At 38.5% G+C, this 17,012-nt stretch carries 31 protein-coding genes; 5 read left to right on the plus strand and 26 right to left on the minus strand.

All coding sequences use genetic code 11. The annotated features are described in order from the left end of the window. Positions 1 to 195: 195 nt before the first annotated feature. The 18 genes from IEU71_RS00005 to IEU71_RS00090 form a co-directional block, all read right to left on the minus strand. Positions 196 to 543 carry a hypothetical protein gene (locus IEU71_RS00005; protein WP_036067040.1) on the minus strand — a complete coding sequence of 116 codons (348 nt, stop codon included), beginning with the start codon at positions 541 to 543 and terminating at the stop codon, positions 196 to 198. Beyond that, on the minus strand, positions 540 to 869 hold the full coding sequence (locus tag IEU71_RS00010; RefSeq protein WP_004914431.1) for a hypothetical protein: 330 nt from the start codon (positions 867 to 869) through the stop codon (positions 540 to 542). Before IEU71_RS00010 ends, IEU71_RS00005 begins: the two co-directional genes overlap by 4 nt. Before the next feature lie 71 nt (positions 870 to 940). After that, the gene (locus tag IEU71_RS00015) at positions 941 to 1,192 is read right to left on the minus strand and encodes a hypothetical protein (RefSeq protein ID WP_004914429.1); all 252 of its coding nucleotides are present in this window, start codon (positions 1,190 to 1,192) and stop codon (positions 941 to 943) included. Continuing rightward, entirely contained in the window at positions 1,189 to 1,389 is a 201-nt protein-coding gene (locus IEU71_RS00020) for a hypothetical protein (protein WP_004914426.1), read from the minus strand. The genes IEU71_RS00015 and IEU71_RS00020 overlap by 4 nt, the downstream gene beginning before the upstream one ends. Continuing rightward, entirely contained in the window at positions 1,376 to 2,104 is a 729-nt protein-coding gene (locus IEU71_RS00025) for a type I restriction-modification system subunit M (protein ID WP_004914422.1), read from the minus strand. Before IEU71_RS00025 ends, IEU71_RS00020 begins: the two co-directional genes overlap by 14 nt. After that, positions 2,101 to 2,382: a hypothetical protein gene (locus IEU71_RS00030; protein WP_004914419.1), complete on the minus strand. Its 282-nt coding sequence runs from the start codon at positions 2,380 to 2,382 to the stop codon at positions 2,101 to 2,103. Before IEU71_RS00030 ends, IEU71_RS00025 begins: the two co-directional genes overlap by 4 nt. Before the next feature lie 5 nt (positions 2,383 to 2,387). After that, positions 2,388 to 2,546 (minus strand): hypothetical protein, encoded by a 159-nt coding sequence (locus IEU71_RS00035; RefSeq protein ID WP_004914417.1) that lies wholly within the window; start codon positions 2,544 to 2,546, stop codon positions 2,388 to 2,390. A gap of 2 nt (positions 2,547 to 2,548) precedes the next feature. After that, complete coding sequence (locus IEU71_RS00040; RefSeq protein WP_004914414.1) at positions 2,549 to 2,986, minus strand: RusA family crossover junction endodeoxyribonuclease; 438 nt, start codon at positions 2,984 to 2,986, stop codon at positions 2,549 to 2,551. Positions 2,987 to 3,092: 106 nt separating this feature from the next. Next, the gene (locus IEU71_RS00045; RefSeq protein ID WP_004914412.1) at positions 3,093 to 3,794 is read right to left on the minus strand and encodes a putative HNHc nuclease; all 702 of its coding nucleotides are present in this window, start codon (positions 3,792 to 3,794) and stop codon (positions 3,093 to 3,095) included. Next, positions 3,795 to 5,114 (minus strand): replicative DNA helicase, encoded by a 1,320-nt coding sequence (dnaB, locus tag IEU71_RS00050; protein ID WP_051000483.1) that lies wholly within the window; start codon positions 5,112 to 5,114, stop codon positions 3,795 to 3,797. After that, the gene (locus tag IEU71_RS00055; protein WP_004914407.1) at positions 5,107 to 6,120 is read right to left on the minus strand and encodes a phage replisome organizer N-terminal domain-containing protein; all 1,014 of its coding nucleotides are present in this window, start codon (positions 6,118 to 6,120) and stop codon (positions 5,107 to 5,109) included. The genes dnaB and IEU71_RS00055 overlap by 8 nt, the downstream gene beginning before the upstream one ends. Before the next feature lie 10 nt (positions 6,121 to 6,130). Next, the gene (ssb, locus tag IEU71_RS00060; protein ID WP_004914402.1) at positions 6,131 to 6,562 is read right to left on the minus strand and encodes a single-stranded DNA-binding protein; all 432 of its coding nucleotides are present in this window, start codon (positions 6,560 to 6,562) and stop codon (positions 6,131 to 6,133) included. Next, positions 6,549 to 7,142 carry an ERF family protein gene (locus IEU71_RS00065; RefSeq protein ID WP_004914399.1) on the minus strand — a complete coding sequence of 198 codons (594 nt, stop codon included), beginning with the start codon at positions 7,140 to 7,142 and terminating at the stop codon, positions 6,549 to 6,551. Before IEU71_RS00065 ends, ssb begins: the two co-directional genes overlap by 14 nt. Continuing rightward, positions 7,135 to 7,536, minus strand: coding sequence for a hypothetical protein (locus IEU71_RS00070; protein ID WP_004914397.1), 402 nt, complete (start codon positions 7,534 to 7,536; stop codon positions 7,135 to 7,137). Before IEU71_RS00070 ends, IEU71_RS00065 begins: the two co-directional genes overlap by 8 nt. A 2-nt stretch (positions 7,537 to 7,538) precedes the next feature. Beyond that, on the minus strand, positions 7,539 to 7,748 hold the full coding sequence (locus IEU71_RS00075) for a hypothetical protein (RefSeq protein ID WP_004914394.1): 210 nt from the start codon (positions 7,746 to 7,748) through the stop codon (positions 7,539 to 7,541). Beyond that, entirely contained in the window at positions 7,745 to 7,942 is a 198-nt protein-coding gene (locus IEU71_RS00080; RefSeq protein ID WP_004914390.1) for a helix-turn-helix domain-containing protein, read from the minus strand. Before IEU71_RS00080 ends, IEU71_RS00075 begins: the two co-directional genes overlap by 4 nt. A 108-nt stretch (positions 7,943 to 8,050) precedes the next feature. Further along, positions 8,051 to 8,206: a hypothetical protein gene (locus IEU71_RS00085; protein ID WP_004914387.1), complete on the minus strand. Its 156-nt coding sequence runs from the start codon at positions 8,204 to 8,206 to the stop codon at positions 8,051 to 8,053. Between the two features lies 1 nt (position 8,207). Beyond that, entirely contained in the window at positions 8,208 to 8,375 is a 168-nt protein-coding gene (locus IEU71_RS00090) for a hypothetical protein (RefSeq protein WP_004914386.1), read from the minus strand. A 94-nt stretch (positions 8,376 to 8,469) separates the two neighbouring features. Here IEU71_RS00090 and IEU71_RS00095 point away from each other — a divergent pair, with 94 nt between their 5' ends. Beyond that, positions 8,470 to 8,916, plus strand: coding sequence for a hypothetical protein (locus IEU71_RS00095; protein WP_004914383.1), 447 nt, complete (start codon positions 8,470 to 8,472; stop codon positions 8,914 to 8,916). Between the two features lie 130 nt (positions 8,917 to 9,046). Here the strand turns inward: IEU71_RS00095 and IEU71_RS00100 are convergent, their stop codons facing one another. Genes IEU71_RS00100 through IEU71_RS00110 form a run of 3 tightly spaced genes read right to left on the minus strand, consistent with a single transcriptional unit; the run spans position 9,047 to position 10,206 of the window. Continuing rightward, positions 9,047 to 9,772, minus strand: a complete 726-nt coding sequence (locus tag IEU71_RS00100; RefSeq protein WP_004914380.1) for a phage antirepressor KilAC domain-containing protein — start codon at positions 9,770 to 9,772, stop codon at positions 9,047 to 9,049. Position 9,773: 1 nt separating this feature from the next. Then, positions 9,774 to 9,929, minus strand: a complete 156-nt coding sequence (locus tag IEU71_RS00105) for a hypothetical protein (RefSeq protein ID WP_004914376.1) — start codon at positions 9,927 to 9,929, stop codon at positions 9,774 to 9,776. Positions 9,930 to 9,942: 13 nt separating this feature from the next. Then, the gene (locus IEU71_RS00110; protein ID WP_036067039.1) at positions 9,943 to 10,206 is read right to left on the minus strand and encodes a hypothetical protein; all 264 of its coding nucleotides are present in this window, start codon (positions 10,204 to 10,206) and stop codon (positions 9,943 to 9,945) included. A gap of 93 nt (positions 10,207 to 10,299) precedes the next feature. Between IEU71_RS00110 and IEU71_RS00115 the strand changes: the two genes are divergently transcribed. Continuing rightward, positions 10,300 to 10,665 (plus strand): DUF2513 domain-containing protein, encoded by a 366-nt coding sequence (locus IEU71_RS00115; RefSeq protein WP_004914370.1) that lies wholly within the window; start codon positions 10,300 to 10,302, stop codon positions 10,663 to 10,665. On the opposite strand, the gene IEU71_RS00120 is transcribed toward IEU71_RS00115, so the two are convergent. Continuing rightward, a complete protein-coding gene (locus tag IEU71_RS00120) occupies positions 10,648 to 10,803 on the minus strand; it encodes a hypothetical protein (RefSeq protein WP_004914367.1) in 156 nt (51 codons plus the stop codon). The two genes, IEU71_RS00115 and IEU71_RS00120, sit on opposite strands and share 18 nt — an antisense overlap. 70 nt (positions 10,804 to 10,873) lie before the next feature. After that, positions 10,874 to 11,101 (minus strand): hypothetical protein, encoded by a 228-nt coding sequence (locus tag IEU71_RS00125; protein WP_004914362.1) that lies wholly within the window; start codon positions 11,099 to 11,101, stop codon positions 10,874 to 10,876. A 166-nt stretch (positions 11,102 to 11,267) separates the two neighbouring features. On the opposite strand from IEU71_RS00125, the gene IEU71_RS00130 reads away from it, so the two are divergent. The 3 genes from IEU71_RS00130 (at position 11,268) to IEU71_RS00140 (ending at position 13,867) form a co-directional block, all read left to right on the plus strand. After that, positions 11,268 to 11,945, plus strand: a complete 678-nt coding sequence (locus tag IEU71_RS00130) for a helix-turn-helix domain-containing protein (RefSeq protein WP_143471452.1) — start codon at positions 11,268 to 11,270, stop codon at positions 11,943 to 11,945. A 65-nt stretch (positions 11,946 to 12,010) separates the two neighbouring features. After that, the gene (locus tag IEU71_RS00135; RefSeq protein ID WP_004914357.1) at positions 12,011 to 12,652 is read left to right on the plus strand and encodes an amastin family protein; all 642 of its coding nucleotides are present in this window, start codon (positions 12,011 to 12,013) and stop codon (positions 12,650 to 12,652) included. A 144-nt stretch (positions 12,653 to 12,796) separates the two neighbouring features. Next, positions 12,797 to 13,867, plus strand: a complete 1,071-nt coding sequence (locus tag IEU71_RS00140; protein WP_004914355.1) for a site-specific integrase — start codon at positions 12,797 to 12,799, stop codon at positions 13,865 to 13,867. Between the two features lie 57 nt (positions 13,868 to 13,924). Here the strand turns inward: IEU71_RS00140 and IEU71_RS00145 are convergent, their stop codons facing one another. The 3 genes from IEU71_RS00145 to recA form a co-directional block, all read right to left on the minus strand. After that, the gene (locus IEU71_RS00145) at positions 13,925 to 14,833 is read right to left on the minus strand and encodes a phosphate ABC transporter substrate-binding protein (protein ID WP_004914351.1); all 909 of its coding nucleotides are present in this window, start codon (positions 14,831 to 14,833) and stop codon (positions 13,925 to 13,927) included. A gap of 180 nt (positions 14,834 to 15,013) precedes the next feature. Beyond that, positions 15,014 to 15,700 carry a response regulator transcription factor gene (locus IEU71_RS00150; RefSeq protein ID WP_004914348.1) on the minus strand — a complete coding sequence of 229 codons (687 nt, stop codon included), beginning with the start codon at positions 15,698 to 15,700 and terminating at the stop codon, positions 15,014 to 15,016. An 83-nt stretch (positions 15,701 to 15,783) separates the two neighbouring features. Continuing rightward, complete coding sequence (gene recA / locus IEU71_RS00155) at positions 15,784 to 16,938, minus strand: recombinase RecA (protein WP_004914345.1); 1,155 nt, start codon at positions 16,936 to 16,938, stop codon at positions 15,784 to 15,786. Positions 16,939 to 17,012 lie beyond the last annotated feature (74 nt).

The following is a 17,012-nucleotide window of genomic DNA, read 5'->3' on the forward strand; positions in this document are numbered from 1 at the left end:
GTACCAGATGTTTCCCACTCGTCATTATCTGTCTTGCGATAACCCACGATGTATACTTGTTTGTCTATTACTTTCATTTATCCGCCACGCTTTGCTCCTTTAACTATTCGTCAACTATCTTGATTGTTTCTGGGTGCGACCATTGCTGACAATAACATGCCAGACTCAATCTCATGCTGTAAGTTGTGTCCTATTTCAATCATTGCTGACCTCCGAAATTTTAACCGGAACAATAACCAACCTTTCAATAGTCACATCTTTTTCTATAATAATCTTATAGAGGTCGTGTCCATTCATCACTCTGCCACCATATAATTCAGCCGCACCGTTTTCGTTATATCCCATAATGTAAAACGCTGGCAATATTAGATCCACTTTGAACATCTGCGACTTCTTGTATCCCATATCGTTGAAAAGTTCATCAAGTTCTGATTGCTTTTTAAACTTGTGCAATCGTTGCTTTAGAATTTCAATATCCATTTCGTTTTGTTTGATGCACCTCATGAGGTTCTGATACATATGCTTTTTTATCCACATAATCATTCTTCCTCCACTGGTAACTGCACCGCTTCTGTTAGTGGGTTTTTCCAAAGCTCTGCCTCTTCTTTGGTGCCAAATACCTTAGCATAATCGAATTCCAAATAGTCTAAATCATCTAAATTAGATCCACTAAGAAAAAGATAATGCTCGTCCCCGTCTTCCGTTTCTGGTTCTTTACTTCTCACAAACCACTTCATATGGTGTAACTGTTCTGCTGTGTAAAGTGGTAATGTCTTGTCTGTTTTATCACCATACTTATCACTAATAGGCGTTAGACTTATATACGTACCACCCGATGTTCTTCTGATATATGCTACTGGTTCAGTCATTACTTATCTCCTCCGTGTAAAAACTCATGAATATCATTGCCGATGTCATCTGGACTGATACGGTCGGTGTCCTAGCTCCATTCTGCAATGTACTTGTCTGCTGGCAACACTCTGATGTGTCCGTCTGATGTGTGGACGGTGTATATTTCAAAACCATACGCATCAAAGTCACCCTGTTGATAATTTATTTTAGTAACCGTGACATCTAACGAATACCCACGACGGTCATATAAATTTTCACCAACTGTTATGGTGTATGGTTCATTATTACCATCACTGAATATCGCTCCCAATCCCACGCTCTGTAAGCTAACTATTTTCATTTTTTTACCTCTGGTAGTACAAACTTCAATTCCTTGACTTCAATATTTTTCATGCCGTTTTTTAGAAATATTGCAACTTGTCCTGCGTGCATTGCACTAATCATTTTTAATTCATAACCGCCTGGGTATTCTTTGATTAAAATACCCGCTTGCCTGTTATTTGCATCTACTAACCAATCAAAGCTAACTATCTTCATGACTAACTCCTTTTAATTTTGAATACTTTTCAATAAACTTAGCTGCAAAATCGTACTTATTACCAACATTGTCACGCCACATATTGATGTCTGCTTCAATGTGATCTATTGGCTCATCAATATACCGACTAACATTAAACTCTTTCATTGTCGTCCTGTTTTGCGGCATAACATTTACTGTGCTAAATGCTAAGAAATCATTTTTATCATTCAGTAGATAATAAACATTGTTGACTTCACGGCTTAAACTATCACCATGAATAACGATTGCGTTGATACCTCGAATTGATAGATTGAATAATAGAAAAGGTAACGCACGTTCTGATTTTTCTTCTAATACCATATAATCATCTGATGGTTCATAGAAAAATGGATTGTGGTTGTCAATCAAATCGTGCCACCAATGACGAATAGCAATACCACCTGTACCAGCTGCTGATTCAAAATATGTGTCTGCTTTCCCAACAAGTTTCGTCATAATGTCAGAAACGCTGTTTGGCGTGAAATCTTGCTTCTTAGTCTTGCGCTCGGACTGTTCACTTTCAAAATATTCGTGAAACCAATCAAACGATGTATCGCGCTCAACTTCCAAAAATGCTTTAAACGTTTGCTCACGTTGTTCACGATTCATCATGATTGACATTAACTTGTTAGGAACTTTAAACGCTTCATCAACACCTAGCAATTCATTAACTTTTTCGCTGGTTAATTTCATCTCATCACACTTTCCACAACTTGCCCATTGCTGATATGATAACCAGCAGAATAGGCAATCTTTTTAATCGTGTTCGCGCTGATCATAAAATACTGTGCAAGCACGTCTATTTCAGTAATATTACTTCTGACCAACGCCCTGAATCTGCGCTTACGTTCTGATGCACGTTTCCGTTCGGATTGCGCATGTGTATCAAAACAATGTGTAAACGCTCCTGAAACTGCTGCTTGCTTATTGACGCGTTTAATTGACTGTCTTTTATATTCTTCGATTGTCATTGTATTCACCTACTGACATTGCTTTTCTTGCCACCTGTTGCGATAATTTCTGTCTTCACATGATGTGTCTTTTGAAATTCATATAAATATTTCTTAGCTTCACGCTCTGTATCAAAAGCTCTCCAGAAATCATCATTCACATAAATGCTGTAATATGTTTTCATTGCTATATTTCCTCAATCTCAATTCTTAGATACGGCTTAGGCGTGAATATCTTTCTCGCTCTGCCGTCCACGATAAATCTGTCATCAACTATGATTAGCTTGTTTAGCCTGTCTTGCGTTGACTTGGTCAAGTTGTCCCAATCGCCTTTGTTTTGCTCTGTCGGGTAAATCTCATGGCTCAAAGCACGCTGTATCTTTTTCTTGCTCCATGACTTAGTTGGTGCAAAACCAAAGATGTAGTCAGCCTTGATTGGGACTTCACCATACTTTTTAAAGGCCTTATCCTTGATGATTTCGGCACGTAGTCGATACTCAAGCTCTTGAATATAGGCTTTTTCTCTAGCACCCTTAAACACTTGACGTGTCTTTGGATTAAACCGCGACTGGTTGTGTGGCGCTGGGTCTCCTGACAATTCACTTTCAAAAATAAATATCGTCATGCTTTCCTTTCTGCTCATTTGCTTTTATTCGTACTAAAACGCCTGTTTGTGACTTGCAAACATTAGTTTGGCATAATTACACTAAAACTACTTTTAAACGCTTAAATCACTTTATATTCAGTCCGTGTGCCAATGCTATTTTTTCGTCAATCTTGATGCCGTTCAGGTGGTGTTTCTGTAAGAATGTCTCAATCCCTAACGAATGTGCCTCCTGATGATGTTCTCGACATAATTGCACGGCTCTGTGTTTCAAATGGTTAGTCTTACGCCTGTCTACGCCTTGACCAATCGTGTCTAAATGATGTAGGTCGCTAGGTCTCTTGCCACATATCACGCAACACTTGTTCATCAGACACTGATATTCCCAGTGCGCTATTTCCTGTGGCTCCAGTTCATTCAACGGCTTCACACTCAAAGCAATGTCGTGAAGTGCTGCGTAATCTAATAACATGTTGATGAACTCGTTTGTGTCCGACTTGTTGCCCTTGACTACGCTCAGACTAAATTCGCCAAAGTCTAAACCGTGGTAATACTCGTACATACCGTAAAAGTGCCTTCTCGTGCTTTCTACAGTCTCTAACCATGCTCCACCTACTTGTGACAACCAAATGTCATTGAGTAGTGCAAACGCAAATCTACGCTGTTTTGGCGTTGGCTCACTATCATCACTAGCTACCACTGACAGAACTTGTTGCTGATTAGTTGCGTGATACTTCTGCAATGTGCGCAAATCTTCATCGCTCAACTGCAACGTGATTAGACCTTTGTTTGGGTCAACCTTATTCAGTTTTGCGAATAGCTCTGTCATTTACCAAACCGTACCTCCTTGTGATTCGTTCACCCAATCTGTCATCATGCTGTACTTTTTGTTGAAGGCTAGTTGAATCGTGCCACGCTTACCGTTTCTGTTCTTAGCGATAATAAATTCAACTGTCGATATTTCATCATCATCAGGTTGTTCTTCACCCTCATTGCGATAGTAGTCATCTCGATATAAGAAAGCCACATTGTCTGCGTCCTGTTCGATTGAACCACTGTCTCGCAAATCAGATAACAGTGGGCGTTTGTCTGTCCGCTGTTCAACGCCACGATTAAGCTGTGCTAGTGCTACGATTGGCGCATCTACTTCCTTGCTTAACACTTTCAATCCACGACTGATTTTAGAGACCTCATTAACACGATTGCTGTTGCGCTCGTTGCCTGTTTCAATCAACCCTAGATAATCAATCATCACCATGCCTAACTCGCCTTGCTGACGTTGTAAACGCAGGACACGGCTTCTAATATCATCAAAGCTTTGAATAGGTGTGTCATCAAACCAGATAGGCAACTTTGACATCTTGTCACTTGCAAATGTTAATCTGCCAATTTCGGTTTCGTCCAAGTTGCCATCACGTAACTTTTCTGACGAGATATTGCTCTCTTTGGCAAAAATGCGCTTGACTAGCATTTCATTGTTCATCTCTAGTGAGATAATCAGAACTGGCTTGTTTGTTCGCTTAGCACTTTCTTCTGCCATGTTCAAAGCAAATGCCGTCTTACCCATTGCTGGTCTAGCACCAATAATTGTGAGTGAGCCTTTTAGCAAACCACCAATGTATTTATCAATCGACTTGAAGCCAGTTGTAATACCAGCGATACCACCGTTTTCTTTCACAGATAGAATGCTATCTAGCGTTGGGTTCAAAACCTCATCAATCTTTTTAGTTGTGTTTGAACTAACATCAACGTCACCGTTTAAGAATGTTGATAGATCACTTTTGACTGCTTCAACATCATCACCACTTGCTAGATTCTGCATCACTTGTTGTGCTTTAAGATATAGATTGCGCTTTTTGGCTAATGAGTGAATCACCTTAGCTTTTTGAATAGCGTTATTTGCACTTAGACCACGTTGAGCAACGATTGATACAAAACTAATGTCTACACCAGCTTGGCTAATTGAGATTGGGTTTACCTCGTCACCGTTGTTAGCTATCTCGTTAATGACACTAAATGTTTGCTTAGCTTCCTGATTGTTGAAGTCATCAGCTTTCATCTGTGAGGCAACATCAGCTAACAGACCTTGAATATCATTTGACAACATCAAGTCGCCAAGAAACGATAACTCTAATTCTTCGTTATTCATGACTATCAACAACCTGTTTTAACCTTTCGTAGGTTTCATCATCACCAGCAACCAACAGCTCCCAAACGTCATTATTTTTTAGATCAGGCGTATCTTGCAAAAATACTGGTGTTCTAACAAAACCAAATTTTTCACTGTAAATTGACAAGACTTTTTCGTACTGCTCTTGTCTGTGCGCTAATAACTCTTTTTCTTTAACCGCCTGCTGCTTTTCTTCATCAGACTGCTTTTTAGCTTCACTGGTGGCTGTGTCTTTTTTGCGCTTGTTTTCAACTGCTTCAATGGACGCTAAGGTAAACAACTTTCTTTGATACCAGTTCTTAGTAATACCCCAAACATAAGCCGGTCTGTTATTTCCTTGATTAACTGCTATCTCTATTGCTTTTGATATGACTTTAGTTGCTTCGCTATAATTACTTTCATCAGCGAAGTCTTTGAGTTCATCGTAGATATTTTGAGAAAGAATACCACCGACAGACCCAAAACCATTGTTTTCAAACATAGCCACTATTTGAGAATATGATTTTTGTTTTGTATCTGTCTCTAGTTCTATCTCTTTATCTATCTCTATCTCTATCTCTGTCTCTGGTGTACGTTTGTCGTACATTTGTACACTGACTTGTTTTTGATGTTCAATATTCTTGCGATAAGCCTTGATACGGTCTGCTTCTGTCGAGGTTTTGCCTATAAAACTTTGAATGTCTAACATATAGATTTCGCCAGTTTCCAAAACTTCAATCAGTCCAAACTTTTTGAACATGTCAATCGCTCTTGTGACATCACCCAAACTATGACTAGTGACTGTTGCCAACATTTCAGTATTGAAAGGAATCCGCTCATTGAACATTAGCCGTCCGTCATATTTGAGACTTTTGAGATACATTTTTAGTAATATATTTGAGAATTTATAGCCGTCATTTGGAATACTCTCCAACAATTTGATTTCATCACTATCAAAGAAGTTTTCCTTGAGACGGATATAATAATATTTTTTGTTATCCGCCATGTATCACCTCTTAGAAAGGTAAATCTTCATCACTGATTTCAGTGTTTGAATTGCCGTTGAATGGGTTGAAACCAGTTTGTTGTGTTTTGTTATTTTGTGGTTGTGCTGTTTCATTTTGGGACTGTGACTTGCTTTCCAATAGATCGAAGTTATCTGCAACCAACTCATTTACATAAACACGTTGTCCATCTTTGTTCTCGTAGTTTCTAACTTGCCATGATCCACTCAAACCGACTTGTGAGCCTTTGTGTGTGAAGTTTGCAAAGTTTTCAACCGGCTTGCCCCACATTGTAAAGTTAATAAAGTCTGTTTCACGTTCACCGTTAGCACTCTTGAACTTTCGTGTAACGGCGATTGTGCCACTACCAACAGCCTTGCCTGACTGTGTATAGCGAACTTCAACATCTTTTGTTAGTCGTCCTGTTAAATTAACTTGGTTCATTTGTTTTCTCCTCTAACTGATTCATCTTTAATTTATATGCGTCTAAAATTGCGTGACCTTGACCGTACTGCTTAGCTTCCTTTGCTATCTGCAACACTTGTTCTTTTGAAATTGCATTCATAATTTCAGAATTAAAATCTCGTGACTTGACTTCCTCTTTCTTTTTGAAAGCTTGTTGTTCAAGTTCTAACTCATCAACATCAATATCAGCAATTCCAAACAGTCCCTGTAATGCATACTTTCGTGAGTAACTGCTAACGGCTCCAGTCCACTGTGGCTCACTCATTTGCTTTCTCTCACCCTTTTGAGTGTTTAACACTGGAACATCTGCCAACTCTGCAAACGCACGGCTGCTGTGCTTATCTGTGCCGTTTGTTACCTCTGCAATGGATTGGATAAAGATACGATTTGCAACCGTCACAATCTCATCATTCAAAGCAATTTCCCAACCACTGTCTAACGTCTTGAACGTTTGCAAAATCTGTTCTGCACTACGATATGTGTACTTAACTTGTTGACCTGCTTGTTTCTTCAAATTCATGTGGTTTTGAAGTTCAACGAATGTCATTTTATTACTCATACTTCACCCTCTTCTGCGTGTCATAGACCACAACTTTGTCTAGATCATCTTGAATTTTTTCGCCAAATAAATCTTTAAGTTGTTTTGGAGATTTTACTTCCACTGCGGCCCATCCATAGTTATTAACGAAGTCTTTTTTATTTTTATCGTTATCCTTATCGATTGACACTTTTTTGCTTTCACCGTAAGTGATGTGTTTGAACTGTGAGCCACTATCTAACCGCTCTTTCAGTTCTTTATCCACTTTAGAAATACCATTTTTCAAATGCTTAATCAGATAGACCAAATCTTCTAGTTGGTCGTTATCTAACTCTTGTAATTGCTCTTTGTCGTTCAAAAGACTAAGACCAAAGTTTTGTCCGAAGTCATCAATGATTGTTATTTCGTTTGCCATGCTTAATCTCCGTGTTCTATATTGTTAATCGTTGCATCTAACTCTGATATTTCGTTGTCAACCTCTAACATTTGGTTTTCGAGGTCATCACGCTTCGTGTACAAATCGTCACGCTCGCTATGCAACTTATCCAATAGCTCTTGCTTGTAACGCCAACGTTCGTCTTCAACGTCTGGTCTTCCGAAGTGTAATGCGTCTTGCGGTTCAATCATCTAACGTCACTCCTTCCGACCAGATAATCAATTGATACTTTGAAATAATCAGCTAAATCGAATACCATTGACGATCGTGGTTCGCTTTCTCCTGATTCGTATCTAGCCAACGTTCGTTTTGTTACCAACATTTCATCTGCTAATTCTTGTTGCGTCACGTTTCGCTCTTTACGAAGCTTACGTAATCTATCCATTTGCTTTTACCTCATTTCTTGATATAATCGAGGTATAAATTATTTTTCAAGACAATTTATACCTACTGCGCTTAGCCAACTCCAATTTTGCTAAGCGTTTTTCTTTTGTCAGAAATACTTGTTTGAGCTGCTCTTACCGCCCATTGCTTCAAATCTGCGTTGCTTTTCGATTCGTTCACGCTCCTGTGCTTCACCTTGTGATAAGCCTAGTACGAATACCAAAACCAAAATTACGATTGTTGCTACTACTTGTAAAAACCACATGTTATTTGCTTACCCTTTCAAATAAATCCAATGCCTTTTCGGCTTCGTCAATCGGTCTGTAGTTGATAGACAGCTCACCCTCTATCGCCTCACGACCTTTGCTAATTGCTGCCTGTGCGTAGTCAAGCAACGACTGCCTTATGTCTTCTAAATCTGCACTCTTTGACATGCCGACCTCTTTTCTAATGTTTTATTGTTTGTGTGGTGCTATCCTTTAATTACTGGCATTGCACTGCCTAGTAAATTGAAAGGAAAAATTTAAAATGAATTTAAAACAGATTCAAAACGTTTCGTTGTTGTATGTTCACGCTTTTGGTGTAAATCCTAAAATTGTCGTTAGTGATAAAAACAATATTTCATTTATGGCAAACTTCGTAGATTACCACGACGGTAAATGCTGGACTCATTACACCGATTCGGATGGCGATACACAAACTATAAGTATTGATCAATCCACAAATAGTGAGCAGATTATTGATTTTTTGACGGAATTTAAAAAGGCTCATTATATAAAATTTGCACATCGTTGGCCAAAGTGGTCTAACGCTGAAAAGCTTGAAAAAATAATAGACTTTATAAATTCATACAAAGGTGAGTTGATTGATATCAATGACCGGCCATCGAACATTGTATTGCTTGATAGTAATCAGCCATTAAAAGTCATTTTGTTCAAACCTAACGACGAATTCACCGTCATTGGAATGCAGTAGCATGGGATAATTTCTTAACTTATCAAGTGTTATTTGAAGCTCTTTTTCTTGTTTTGCAGCAAGTTCAATGAGCTTTTTTTGTTCCGAAAACCCCGTTAGTAGGTTGTTGATATTTTCCATTATTTTCTCCTTATGCTGCTTGCAAAAACTTGTTAATAAAGTATTGCTGACCTTTTCCGGTAACTTTAGGTGTCTTAGATACTGTGACACTGCCGTTACTGCGTGCGATTGAGGTTTCCTTGATTTCAAACAATCCCAATTCCATACTCTTCTGTGTTGGCATGTTGTAATCTGTACCGTTACGTCGGATTAAGTAGCCGTTATCACGTAGCCAACTGAACAACCGTGTAGCACCTGTATCGACACCATTTTGTTTGAGTATCTTAGCCAATTCACCAACAAGAACGCTTGTATGACTAGTTGCTACTGCGTCCGCAAACAAAGCTTTAGGTTTCATCTCGGCAATGATTTGGTCTTTCTGCTCAAGTAGTAACTGCGATGCTTTCAGACCAAGTGCCATTTGATAAGATGGATCGTTGGCTAACTTCTTGTAGCGGTCTTCGACTTGGATAAAGTAATCTCGTATTTGCTGACTCTTTTCAGTCTTCGACATCATAGCTACGTTCTTTGCCATGTCGACCGTGAGAGAATAATCTTGAAGTGGCTTAACAGCGCCGTTATTTACAACCGTACCTGAAAGTACACTTGTAAAATCAGTTCCCTCAACATACATTTCCCGATATTGTTCAAACCATGCGCTGAAGCGTTTCTTAACGCCTAATTCCTTGTGCAACTCTCGAGCGCTTACTCGTGTCTCGCCTTGCTCATTTTGGTTAATCTTGATAATTTCTTGCATATTATTTGCCTCCAAATCCACGAATTGAACGAGCGATTTGTTGTTGATTTGCATGACGAACTTCTTTGTCTAAGTCAGCCATTGACGTTTTCAAATCTTCGTGTGAATCAATAAACTCGTCTAACCAAGTTGCATATCTAACTTGTTTATTTTCCATATTGCTTACCTTCCTAAATTTCTCCCTCATACGTTTTGCCGATACTTATGCACGCTTTGAATTTTTCCCAAGCCATTCTTGGTATGACACCACCACGCTCATCAAACTTGATGTAAGGGGCATCCGGACGACTCAAGAAGTGTTTCCGTATTGTGCTTATACTCATTTGTTCGTACAATTCCAAAACCGGAATTGTTAAAGATGCAGGCCAACCTATCTCGTTGTAGGTTTTAATTTGTTGCTTACGTTCATCGGTGAGCTCAAATGTTTTAGCCATTCGTTCACTTCCTTTCTAATGCTTTAATTGATTTTTGGTGCTATCCTTTATTTATCAACGTACCGGTTGAAATAAATGAAAGGATAATGTGTTTTGAAACTAAACTATGAAGCTTTGCGTGCAGTGATGATTGAATTTCAAGAGGCTCCTCTCAATCCAGACGTCCACAACGTTGTACAATCGACAATCAACAAATACGGTTTTGCTACTGATGACATCTTATATGCTGTCAAACAAGCGATTGACGAAGGGCTCTTATCTGGCCACACACAACAAACGGTAGCTAAGTGGCCCGTTATGTTCGTCAGTGACATCACACCAGATGGACACAAGTTTTTGGATTCCATCATTCCAGAGACGGCTTGGAATAAAGTGAAGTCTGAACTAATAACAAATGGCGTACCTATGACCATTCCAACCATCACGAGAACTATTGCAAAACTATTTCTTGATAAATGATTCAACCAAGAAAGTAACTTGAACTTCCATGTAACCGTGGGAGTTTTTAATTGGCTGAACATCTATAACGTGTTGTTCATCATAATCAAACTTCTTGTCATCGATTGTTAATGAATTACCGTCATCAATCATTTCCATCTATCTCCCTCCTTTCTTGAATGCTCGGCTACTTCACTAGTTGCGCTTTTTTTGTGCGCTTAAGTGTCTTTTAGGACACCATTTCTTTAAAAAAAATATCCATAACTTCTTCTCTATTCAGATTGACAACCTTTGACAAAGCGACAATTTCATTCGCTTTAAATTCTCGTTGGTTGTTCAATCCCTTATAGAAAGTTGAAGTCGTCATCGGAATACCCATGTCGTTTATTTCAGAAACAACTTTGTAAACCGGCGTTCCGGTCTGTTTAATCAGACCAAGCAACATTCCTTTATTCATTTAATCACCTCCGTTTCCTTTAGGACACTTTTAATACTACGCCACTATTTTTTCGTTGTCAACACTTTTGTGTCTTAAATGACACTTTAATTTCTAAATTCATTTTGATTGTGTAATTTAGGACACTATTGTGTTATTATATACACATGGAGGATTCATTATGTCTATGCGCTTAAAAGAACGCCGTGAGGAACTTGGATTAACCCTTGAAGAAGTTGGGAAGCTAACCGGTGTCGGTAAATCAACAGTAAGAAAATGGGAAACCGGTTATATCCAAAACATGGGTAGAGATAAAATAGTTGCTTATGCAAAAGCTCTTAGAATAAACCCAATGGATATAATCGACCCAGAAAGCGTAATATCTGATAGCGCTATTGATAAAATAGTTTCCGTTTCATCTAAATTAAATGAAAAACGTCAGAATAACGTTTACAACTTTGCTAAACAACAATATAATGAACAAAAAAACGTTATCCCAATGCCTGTAAAGAGTGAAGTTTCAGTGTGTGGTGCAGTATCAGCTGGTACCGGTGAATATCTATTAGATAATAACCCTGAACTTGTACCCTATGAGGGCGTTGTTCCTGAACATGATTATGCCGTTATCGTCAACGGTGTATCTATGAGACCGTTGTTCGAGGATAAGCAGATTATCTTTGTTAAGAAAACGTTTGAAGCACGTAGCGGTCAAGTTGTTATCGCCTATTATGATAATCAGGCATACGTAAAAAAGTACGTCAATGATGAAAAAGGCGCACGTTTCGTTTCTTTAAATAAGAGTTATGATGATATGCCTATTGATGAAACACATGAGACACAGATTATCGGTGTTGTTGTTCTATAAACCGCTTTGCGGTGTACATATATATGTGCCGAGCGTCCACATTAAAAAGCTATGGAGATTCAAAGATGAAAGAGAAGAAGCCGGAACGATTAAAAGTTCTGTCTATTATTGCGATAGTTTTAGGGGCTGTTGCGCTAGTAAGTTCATGGATGCCTTTTGTTAACAATGGTAGTTTTGTAATTGCAATAATTTCGTTATTGTTTGGAATCGTTGGATTAATATTTAACTTAAAAAATAATAAGTTGCTATCACTTATTGCAATTATTATTTCCGTTATTTCTATAGCTATCGTGATAGTAACACAAGCAAGTTATAGTTCTGCTTTAGACAGTGCAGGAAAAGAGGCTGACAAATCAATCAAAAAATCTAATGACAAAACCAACGGTAACAACACAAACAAATATTTAAAAAATGTGGACGTTGACTTGGGTCAGCTTCAAACAAATGATGACGGTTACGGAAATATCGACACAAAGATGAATGTTAACATTAAAAACACATCATCTAAGAAAATAAACTACAGCTTTACCGTGCAAGCATATAGTTCTAGCACTACAAAGCTTGGTGATCCGGAATATATAGAGGTAGAACTGAAACCGAATGAAAGCATCCAAAAAACAATTTTTGAATATCTTCCGCAAGATAAAGTTCAATCATACAAAGACGCCACTTACAAAATAACAAAAGTACAAGACAATTCATATTAGTAAATGCCCTTATGGGCGTACATAAAAAAGCACACCCCAACCTGCAAAAGTTCACTGGGTGTGCTAAACATTATAGAGCGAACGCATGGGGCGTTCTATTAGATTATAACAGATATAAGCCCCCTGATAAAGGATGTTTTTATTATGGCTAGTTTTGAAAAACGCGGGAAGAAATGGCGTGCTGTTGTATCCTATACTGACGCTCGTGGTTTAAGGCAGAAAACAAGCAAAACGTTTGAGTTGAAAAAGACGGCCGCCGCTTGGGCTGCTGAAACTGAAACTAAGGTAAACGGTGGCTTGGATATTAACGCTGGTAATATTTCATTACCAAAATACTATAAGTTATGGACTGAAACTTACAAAAAGAACACAGTAAGAGAGGCTACGTTTGTTAAATACCACAGTTATTGGCTCAATATACAAGAATTATTCGCTGATATTCCCCTTAATAAACTAACTACGCAGTTTCTACAAACTCAAATGAATGAGTTCGGAAAAACGCACACTAAAGCATATTCTAAAGGATTTTTATCAAGTATTAAAAGTTCGTTGAAAGACGCTCAAATAGATGGTCTGATAGATAAAGATATTTATTCGAGAGTTAAGGCTGTTGGTTCTGTAAAACATACTGATGATAACTATTTATCGGCATCGGAGTTTAAAAAATTGCAGTGGTGGCTATATAAAGATAAAAATAGATTACTCAACGAACCTTTTTATTTAGCCGTGCTGATTGCAGTTGAAAGCGGTGCTAGATCTGGTGAAATATTAGCCTTAACATTTTCAGATATAGACTTCAAAAATAATACAATAAACATTGACAAATCATATTCTCAACTAATGAAAAAAGTGACTCCACCCAAAAATGTAAGTTCTGTTAGACGAGTTGCTATCACTAAAAAGTTAATTGACGTTTTGCGCTGGATAAAAGGCTGTTCAAACTCTGATCAGTTATTTGAGGTACCAATACCATCAAATACCATTATGCGTCGTATGGAGATCATGACAAGTGAATTAGGTATCAATCAAATTAGGTTCCACGGTTTACGCCATTCGCACGTTTCATACTTGCTCCACAATAATATCGACATATCTTACATCAGCAAAAGAGTTGGACATTTAAACGTCACAATCACCCTTACAACATACGCACATATTCTCAAAGAAAAAGAACAAGCTCAAGATGAACTTGTTCTAAAGATTATGGAAAAATAATTCTTGTCCCCATATGTCCCCAAAACGCTTGTAAATACTAGAATAAAAGTAGTTTAATTATTTGTCAGTAACTTTTCCGCTTGAATCACGTGTTACTTTCATATCTGTCAAACCAATATAACCCAACTTTGGCACAATCGTCTTTTGAACTGATTTTGTTGAGAAGTAATCCAAGAATGCCTTAGTGACACCAGTTGCCTTCCCCTTTGTATACATGTGTTCATATGCCCAGATTGGCCATGAATTGTCTTCAACATTAGCTTTACTTGGCTTAACGTTATCCAAGTTAAGCGCCTTGATACCATCAGCATCTAGGTAGGCAAAAGCTAGATATGAAATAGCACCGGGTGTAGTTTTAACAATTTTTTGAACAGTACCATTTGAATCTTGCTCAGTTGCTTGCACTGCATTTTGACCATCTAAGATATTTTTCTCAAATACAGCACGAGTACCTGACCCTGTTGCACGGTTAATCACAACGATCTTTTCATCTTTTCCGCCGACGTCTTTCCAGTTAGTTATTTTACCGGTGAAAATCTCACGTAATTGCGTCTTAGAAATGTTGCTAATTTGGACATCGCTATTGACAACAGGTGCAATACCCACAACAGCAACCTTGTGATCAACTAATTTGCTAGCGTCAACGCCTTCTTTTTCTTCAGCGAAAACATCGGAATTACCAATTTGCGCTGACCCATCAGATACTTGGCTAAGACCAGCACCTGAACCACCACCTTGAACTGTTACTGTAACATCTGGGTTTTTATCTTGGAATGAGGAAGCAACTTGTTCTGCCAATGGCTGCAAAGCAGTTGATCCCAAAGATAGCACTTTACCACTAACCTTCGTCGATGACGTTGATGATGATTTACTGTCACTTGACTTGTTATTAGCAGAGGTATACAACGCAATCCCTGCCGCAATGACAACGATTCCTCCGATAATACCTGCAACTTTTTTGTTCATGATGTACTTCTCCCTTTGGATTATGTAATGAAACAAGGTCGTAGTAGAGGATCTTGGGGGCCGCTCCTTGTTTACAAGTTATATAATACGGTGTTATTGTTATGAATCGCGACCCATTTTCGTCGTGTTTCTGTAAATAATTGTAAAGAAAGGTTTACACAAAAAAACGGCCTTAGGCCGTCAGCTAATCATTGTATAGCCAAATCCGCGAACCGTTTTCAATATTTCTGGTGATTTGGGATTTGTTTCTAATTTTTCGCGTAAATTACTAATGTGCATATCAACCATGCGACTTTCACCGGTATACTCATAACCCCAAACTGCAGTCAAAATAGTTTCTCGATCAATCACACGGCCCAATCGTTGGGCGAAATACAATAATAAATCATATTCACGTGGCGTCAATGCAACACTCTGACCAGCCTTAGTAACAATCTTTTTACCATCGTTGATATTCAAATCTTGAATCGTAATCACTGTTTCTTCTGACTGAACTATGGGTGTTTGTGAGCGACGTAAAACCGCTTTTAATCTGGCAATCACTTCTCTCGGGCTAAAAGGCTTGGTAATATAATCATCTGCTCCAAGCTCCAAACCAAAGACACGGTCAAATTCGTCTCCTTTAGCTGTCACTAAAATTACCGGTGTTGTGATTTTATCCTGACGAATTTGTTTTAAAACCGTCATGCCATCAATGTTCGGTAACATCAAATCTAGTAAAATTGCATCAAATTGTTCTGATTTTGCTAATTGATAAGCTGAGTTACCATCTCCTGCTGTTGTAACTTCGTACCCGTTTTGTTCCAAATTATATTGTAACAGCGTTGAAATTGCTACTTCATCATCGACAACCAATATTTTAGTCATGTTAATCTCCAAGGAATCTATTATCTGCATTGTAACAAAAAAAAGAAAAACGCCCTAGCGTTTTTCCGAAATGTTTACATAACTTATACAATTGGTTCATCTGTTAGATCATCATCAATGCCCAAATCCAAGTCTGCAGTTTGACTAACCGCACCATCCTTTTCTTCAGGCACATCTGAGGTTGTAGTAACATTGTCGCCATCATTATTAATACCGTATGCTTGCCGAACCTTAACATAAAGTTCTTGTCTCAAATCAGCATGATCAGGATCATCAAGGTAATCCTTAGCTTTTTCTCGACCTTGACCAATTCGTTCGCCCTCATATGCATACCAAGCACCAGCTTTATCAACAATATCCTGATCAACTGCTAAGTCTAAAATTTCACCAGTCTGTGAAATTCCCTTACCATACATAATATCTACTTCTGCTACCTTAAACGGCGGCGCAACCTTATTTTTTACAACCTTAACTTTCGTTAAATTACCGGTCACATCAGTACCATCTTTAATTTGTGTCGAGCGACGAACCTCTAGACGAACCGTTGAATAAAACTTGAGTGCGCGACCACCAGGTGTCGTTTCAGGGTTACCAAACATTACCCCGACCTTTTCTCTAATTTGGTTAATAAATATAGCAATGGTCCCTGTACGATTTAGCGTACCAGCAAGTTTTCTTAATGCCTGACTCATTAAACGTGCCTGAAGACCGACGTGTGCGTCACCCATTTCACCTTCAATTTCGGCTCTAGGGACCAGCGCAGCAACAGAATCAATCACAATCATATCAACCGCACCAGATTGAACTAATGCATCAGCAATTTCTAGACCTTGTTCACCCGTGTCAGGCTGAGAAAGCAATAGCTCATCTTTTTTAACGCCTAAAGCCTCTGCATACTTAACATCCAAGGCATTTTCAGCGTCAATATACGCTGCTGTGCCTCCCTGCTTTTGCACCTCAGCAACAGCATGTAGCGCAATCGTCGTTTTTCCAGAAGATTCCGGTCCATAAACCTCAATAATACGACCCTTAGGATATCCACCAACTCCCAACGCGATATCTAACTTAACAGATCCGGAAGGAATTGTTTCCACTTGCGTCAGCGCATTGTCTCCTAAAGTCATCACTGAGCCCTTACCAAAATTTTTTTCAATTTTTTTTAGCGCTTCATTTAATGCAGCCTGACGGCCATCCTTTTTAGCTTTGTCATCTTTTTTTGTCGTCTTTTTTGTTATCATGCGGCAAACTCCTTTTATCTTACTTGATTAGTGTAACTGTTTCTAGAATCAAAAGCAAGTCTTTTTCGAACATT

Origin of the sequence: Leuconostoc falkenbergense, from assembly GCF_014634805.1 — a bacterium.
In the GTDB taxonomy this organism is placed as follows: Bacteria; Bacillota; Bacilli; order Lactobacillales; family Lactobacillaceae; genus Leuconostoc; species Leuconostoc falkenbergense.

Excerpts from the sequence above, each read along its gene's own strand:
- IEU71_RS00015 (WP_004914429.1), bottom strand. The coding sequence starts at position 1,192 with ATGAAAATAGTTAGCTTACAGAGCGTGGGATTGGGAGCGATATTCAGT.
- IEU71_RS00125 (WP_004914362.1), bottom strand. The coding sequence starts at position 11,101 with ATGAATAAAGGAATGTTGCTTGGTCTGATTAAACAGACCGGAACGCCG.
- IEU71_RS00040 (WP_004914414.1), bottom strand. The coding sequence starts at position 2,986 with ATGACGATATTTATTTTTGAAAGTGAATTGTCAGGAGACCCAGCGCCA.
- IEU71_RS00090 (WP_004914386.1), bottom strand. The coding sequence starts at position 8,375 with ATGTCAAAGAGTGCAGATTTAGAAGACATAAGGCAGTCGTTGCTTGAC.
- IEU71_RS00100 (WP_004914380.1), bottom strand. The coding sequence starts at position 9,772 with ATGCAAGAAATTATCAAGATTAACCAAAATGAGCAAGGCGAGACACGA.
- IEU71_RS00070 (WP_004914397.1), bottom strand. The coding sequence starts at position 7,536 with ATGGCAAACGAAATAACAATCATTGATGACTTCGGACAAAACTTTGGT.
- IEU71_RS00085 (WP_004914387.1), bottom strand. The coding sequence starts at position 8,206 with ATGTGGTTTTTACAAGTAGTAGCAACAATCGTAATTTTGGTTTTGGTA.
- dnaB (WP_051000483.1), bottom strand. The coding sequence starts at position 5,114 with ATGAATAACGAAGAATTAGAGTTATCGTTTCTTGGCGACTTGATGTTG.
- IEU71_RS00135 (WP_004914357.1), top strand. The coding sequence starts at position 12,011 with ATGAAAGAGAAGAAGCCGGAACGATTAAAAGTTCTGTCTATTATTGCG.
- IEU71_RS00130 (WP_143471452.1), top strand. The coding sequence starts at position 11,268 with ATGCGCTTAAAAGAACGCCGTGAGGAACTTGGATTAACCCTTGAAGAA.
- IEU71_RS00020 (WP_004914426.1), bottom strand. The coding sequence starts at position 1,389 with ATGAAGATAGTTAGCTTTGATTGGTTAGTAGATGCAAATAACAGGCAA.
- IEU71_RS00075 (WP_004914394.1), bottom strand. The coding sequence starts at position 7,748 with ATGATTGAACCGCAAGACGCATTACACTTCGGAAGACCAGACGTTGAA.
- recA (WP_004914345.1), bottom strand. The coding sequence starts at position 16,938 with ATGATAACAAAAAAGACGACAAAAAAAGATGACAAAGCTAAAAAGGAT.
- IEU71_RS00145 (WP_004914351.1), bottom strand. The coding sequence starts at position 14,833 with ATGAACAAAAAAGTTGCAGGTATTATCGGAGGAATCGTTGTCATTGCG.
- IEU71_RS00055 (WP_004914407.1), bottom strand. The coding sequence starts at position 6,120 with ATGGCGGATAACAAAAAATATTATTATATCCGTCTCAAGGAAAACTTC.
- IEU71_RS00010 (WP_004914431.1), bottom strand. The coding sequence starts at position 869 with ATGACTGAACCAGTAGCATATATCAGAAGAACATCGGGTGGTACGTAT.
- IEU71_RS00120 (WP_004914367.1), bottom strand. The coding sequence starts at position 10,803 with ATGGAAATGATTGATGACGGTAATTCATTAACAATCGATGACAAGAAG.
- IEU71_RS00005 (WP_036067040.1), bottom strand. The coding sequence starts at position 543 with ATGATTATGTGGATAAAAAAGCATATGTATCAGAACCTCATGAGGTGC.
- IEU71_RS00080 (WP_004914390.1), bottom strand. The coding sequence starts at position 7,942 with ATGGATAGATTACGTAAGCTTCGTAAAGAGCGAAACGTGACGCAACAA.
- IEU71_RS00030 (WP_004914419.1), bottom strand. The coding sequence starts at position 2,382 with ATGACAATCGAAGAATATAAAAGACAGTCAATTAAACGCGTCAATAAG.
- IEU71_RS00065 (WP_004914399.1), bottom strand. The coding sequence starts at position 7,142 with ATGAGTAATAAAATGACATTCGTTGAACTTCAAAACCACATGAATTTG.
- IEU71_RS00140 (WP_004914355.1), top strand. The coding sequence starts at position 12,797 with ATGGCTAGTTTTGAAAAACGCGGGAAGAAATGGCGTGCTGTTGTATCC.
- IEU71_RS00095 (WP_004914383.1), top strand. The coding sequence starts at position 8,470 with ATGAATTTAAAACAGATTCAAAACGTTTCGTTGTTGTATGTTCACGCT.
- IEU71_RS00105 (WP_004914376.1), bottom strand. The coding sequence starts at position 9,929 with ATGGAAAATAAACAAGTTAGATATGCAACTTGGTTAGACGAGTTTATT.
- IEU71_RS00035 (WP_004914417.1), bottom strand. The coding sequence starts at position 2,546 with ATGAAAACATATTACAGCATTTATGTGAATGATGATTTCTGGAGAGCT.
- IEU71_RS00025 (WP_004914422.1), bottom strand. The coding sequence starts at position 2,104 with ATGAAATTAACCAGCGAAAAAGTTAATGAATTGCTAGGTGTTGATGAA.
- ssb (WP_004914402.1), bottom strand. The coding sequence starts at position 6,562 with ATGAACCAAGTTAATTTAACAGGACGACTAACAAAAGATGTTGAAGTT.
- IEU71_RS00045 (WP_004914412.1), bottom strand. The coding sequence starts at position 3,794 with ATGACAGAGCTATTCGCAAAACTGAATAAGGTTGACCCAAACAAAGGT.
- IEU71_RS00150 (WP_004914348.1), bottom strand. The coding sequence starts at position 15,700 with ATGACTAAAATATTGGTTGTCGATGATGAAGTAGCAATTTCAACGCTG.
- IEU71_RS00110 (WP_036067039.1), bottom strand. The coding sequence starts at position 10,206 with ATGGCTAAAACATTTGAGCTCACCGATGAACGTAAGCAACAAATTAAA.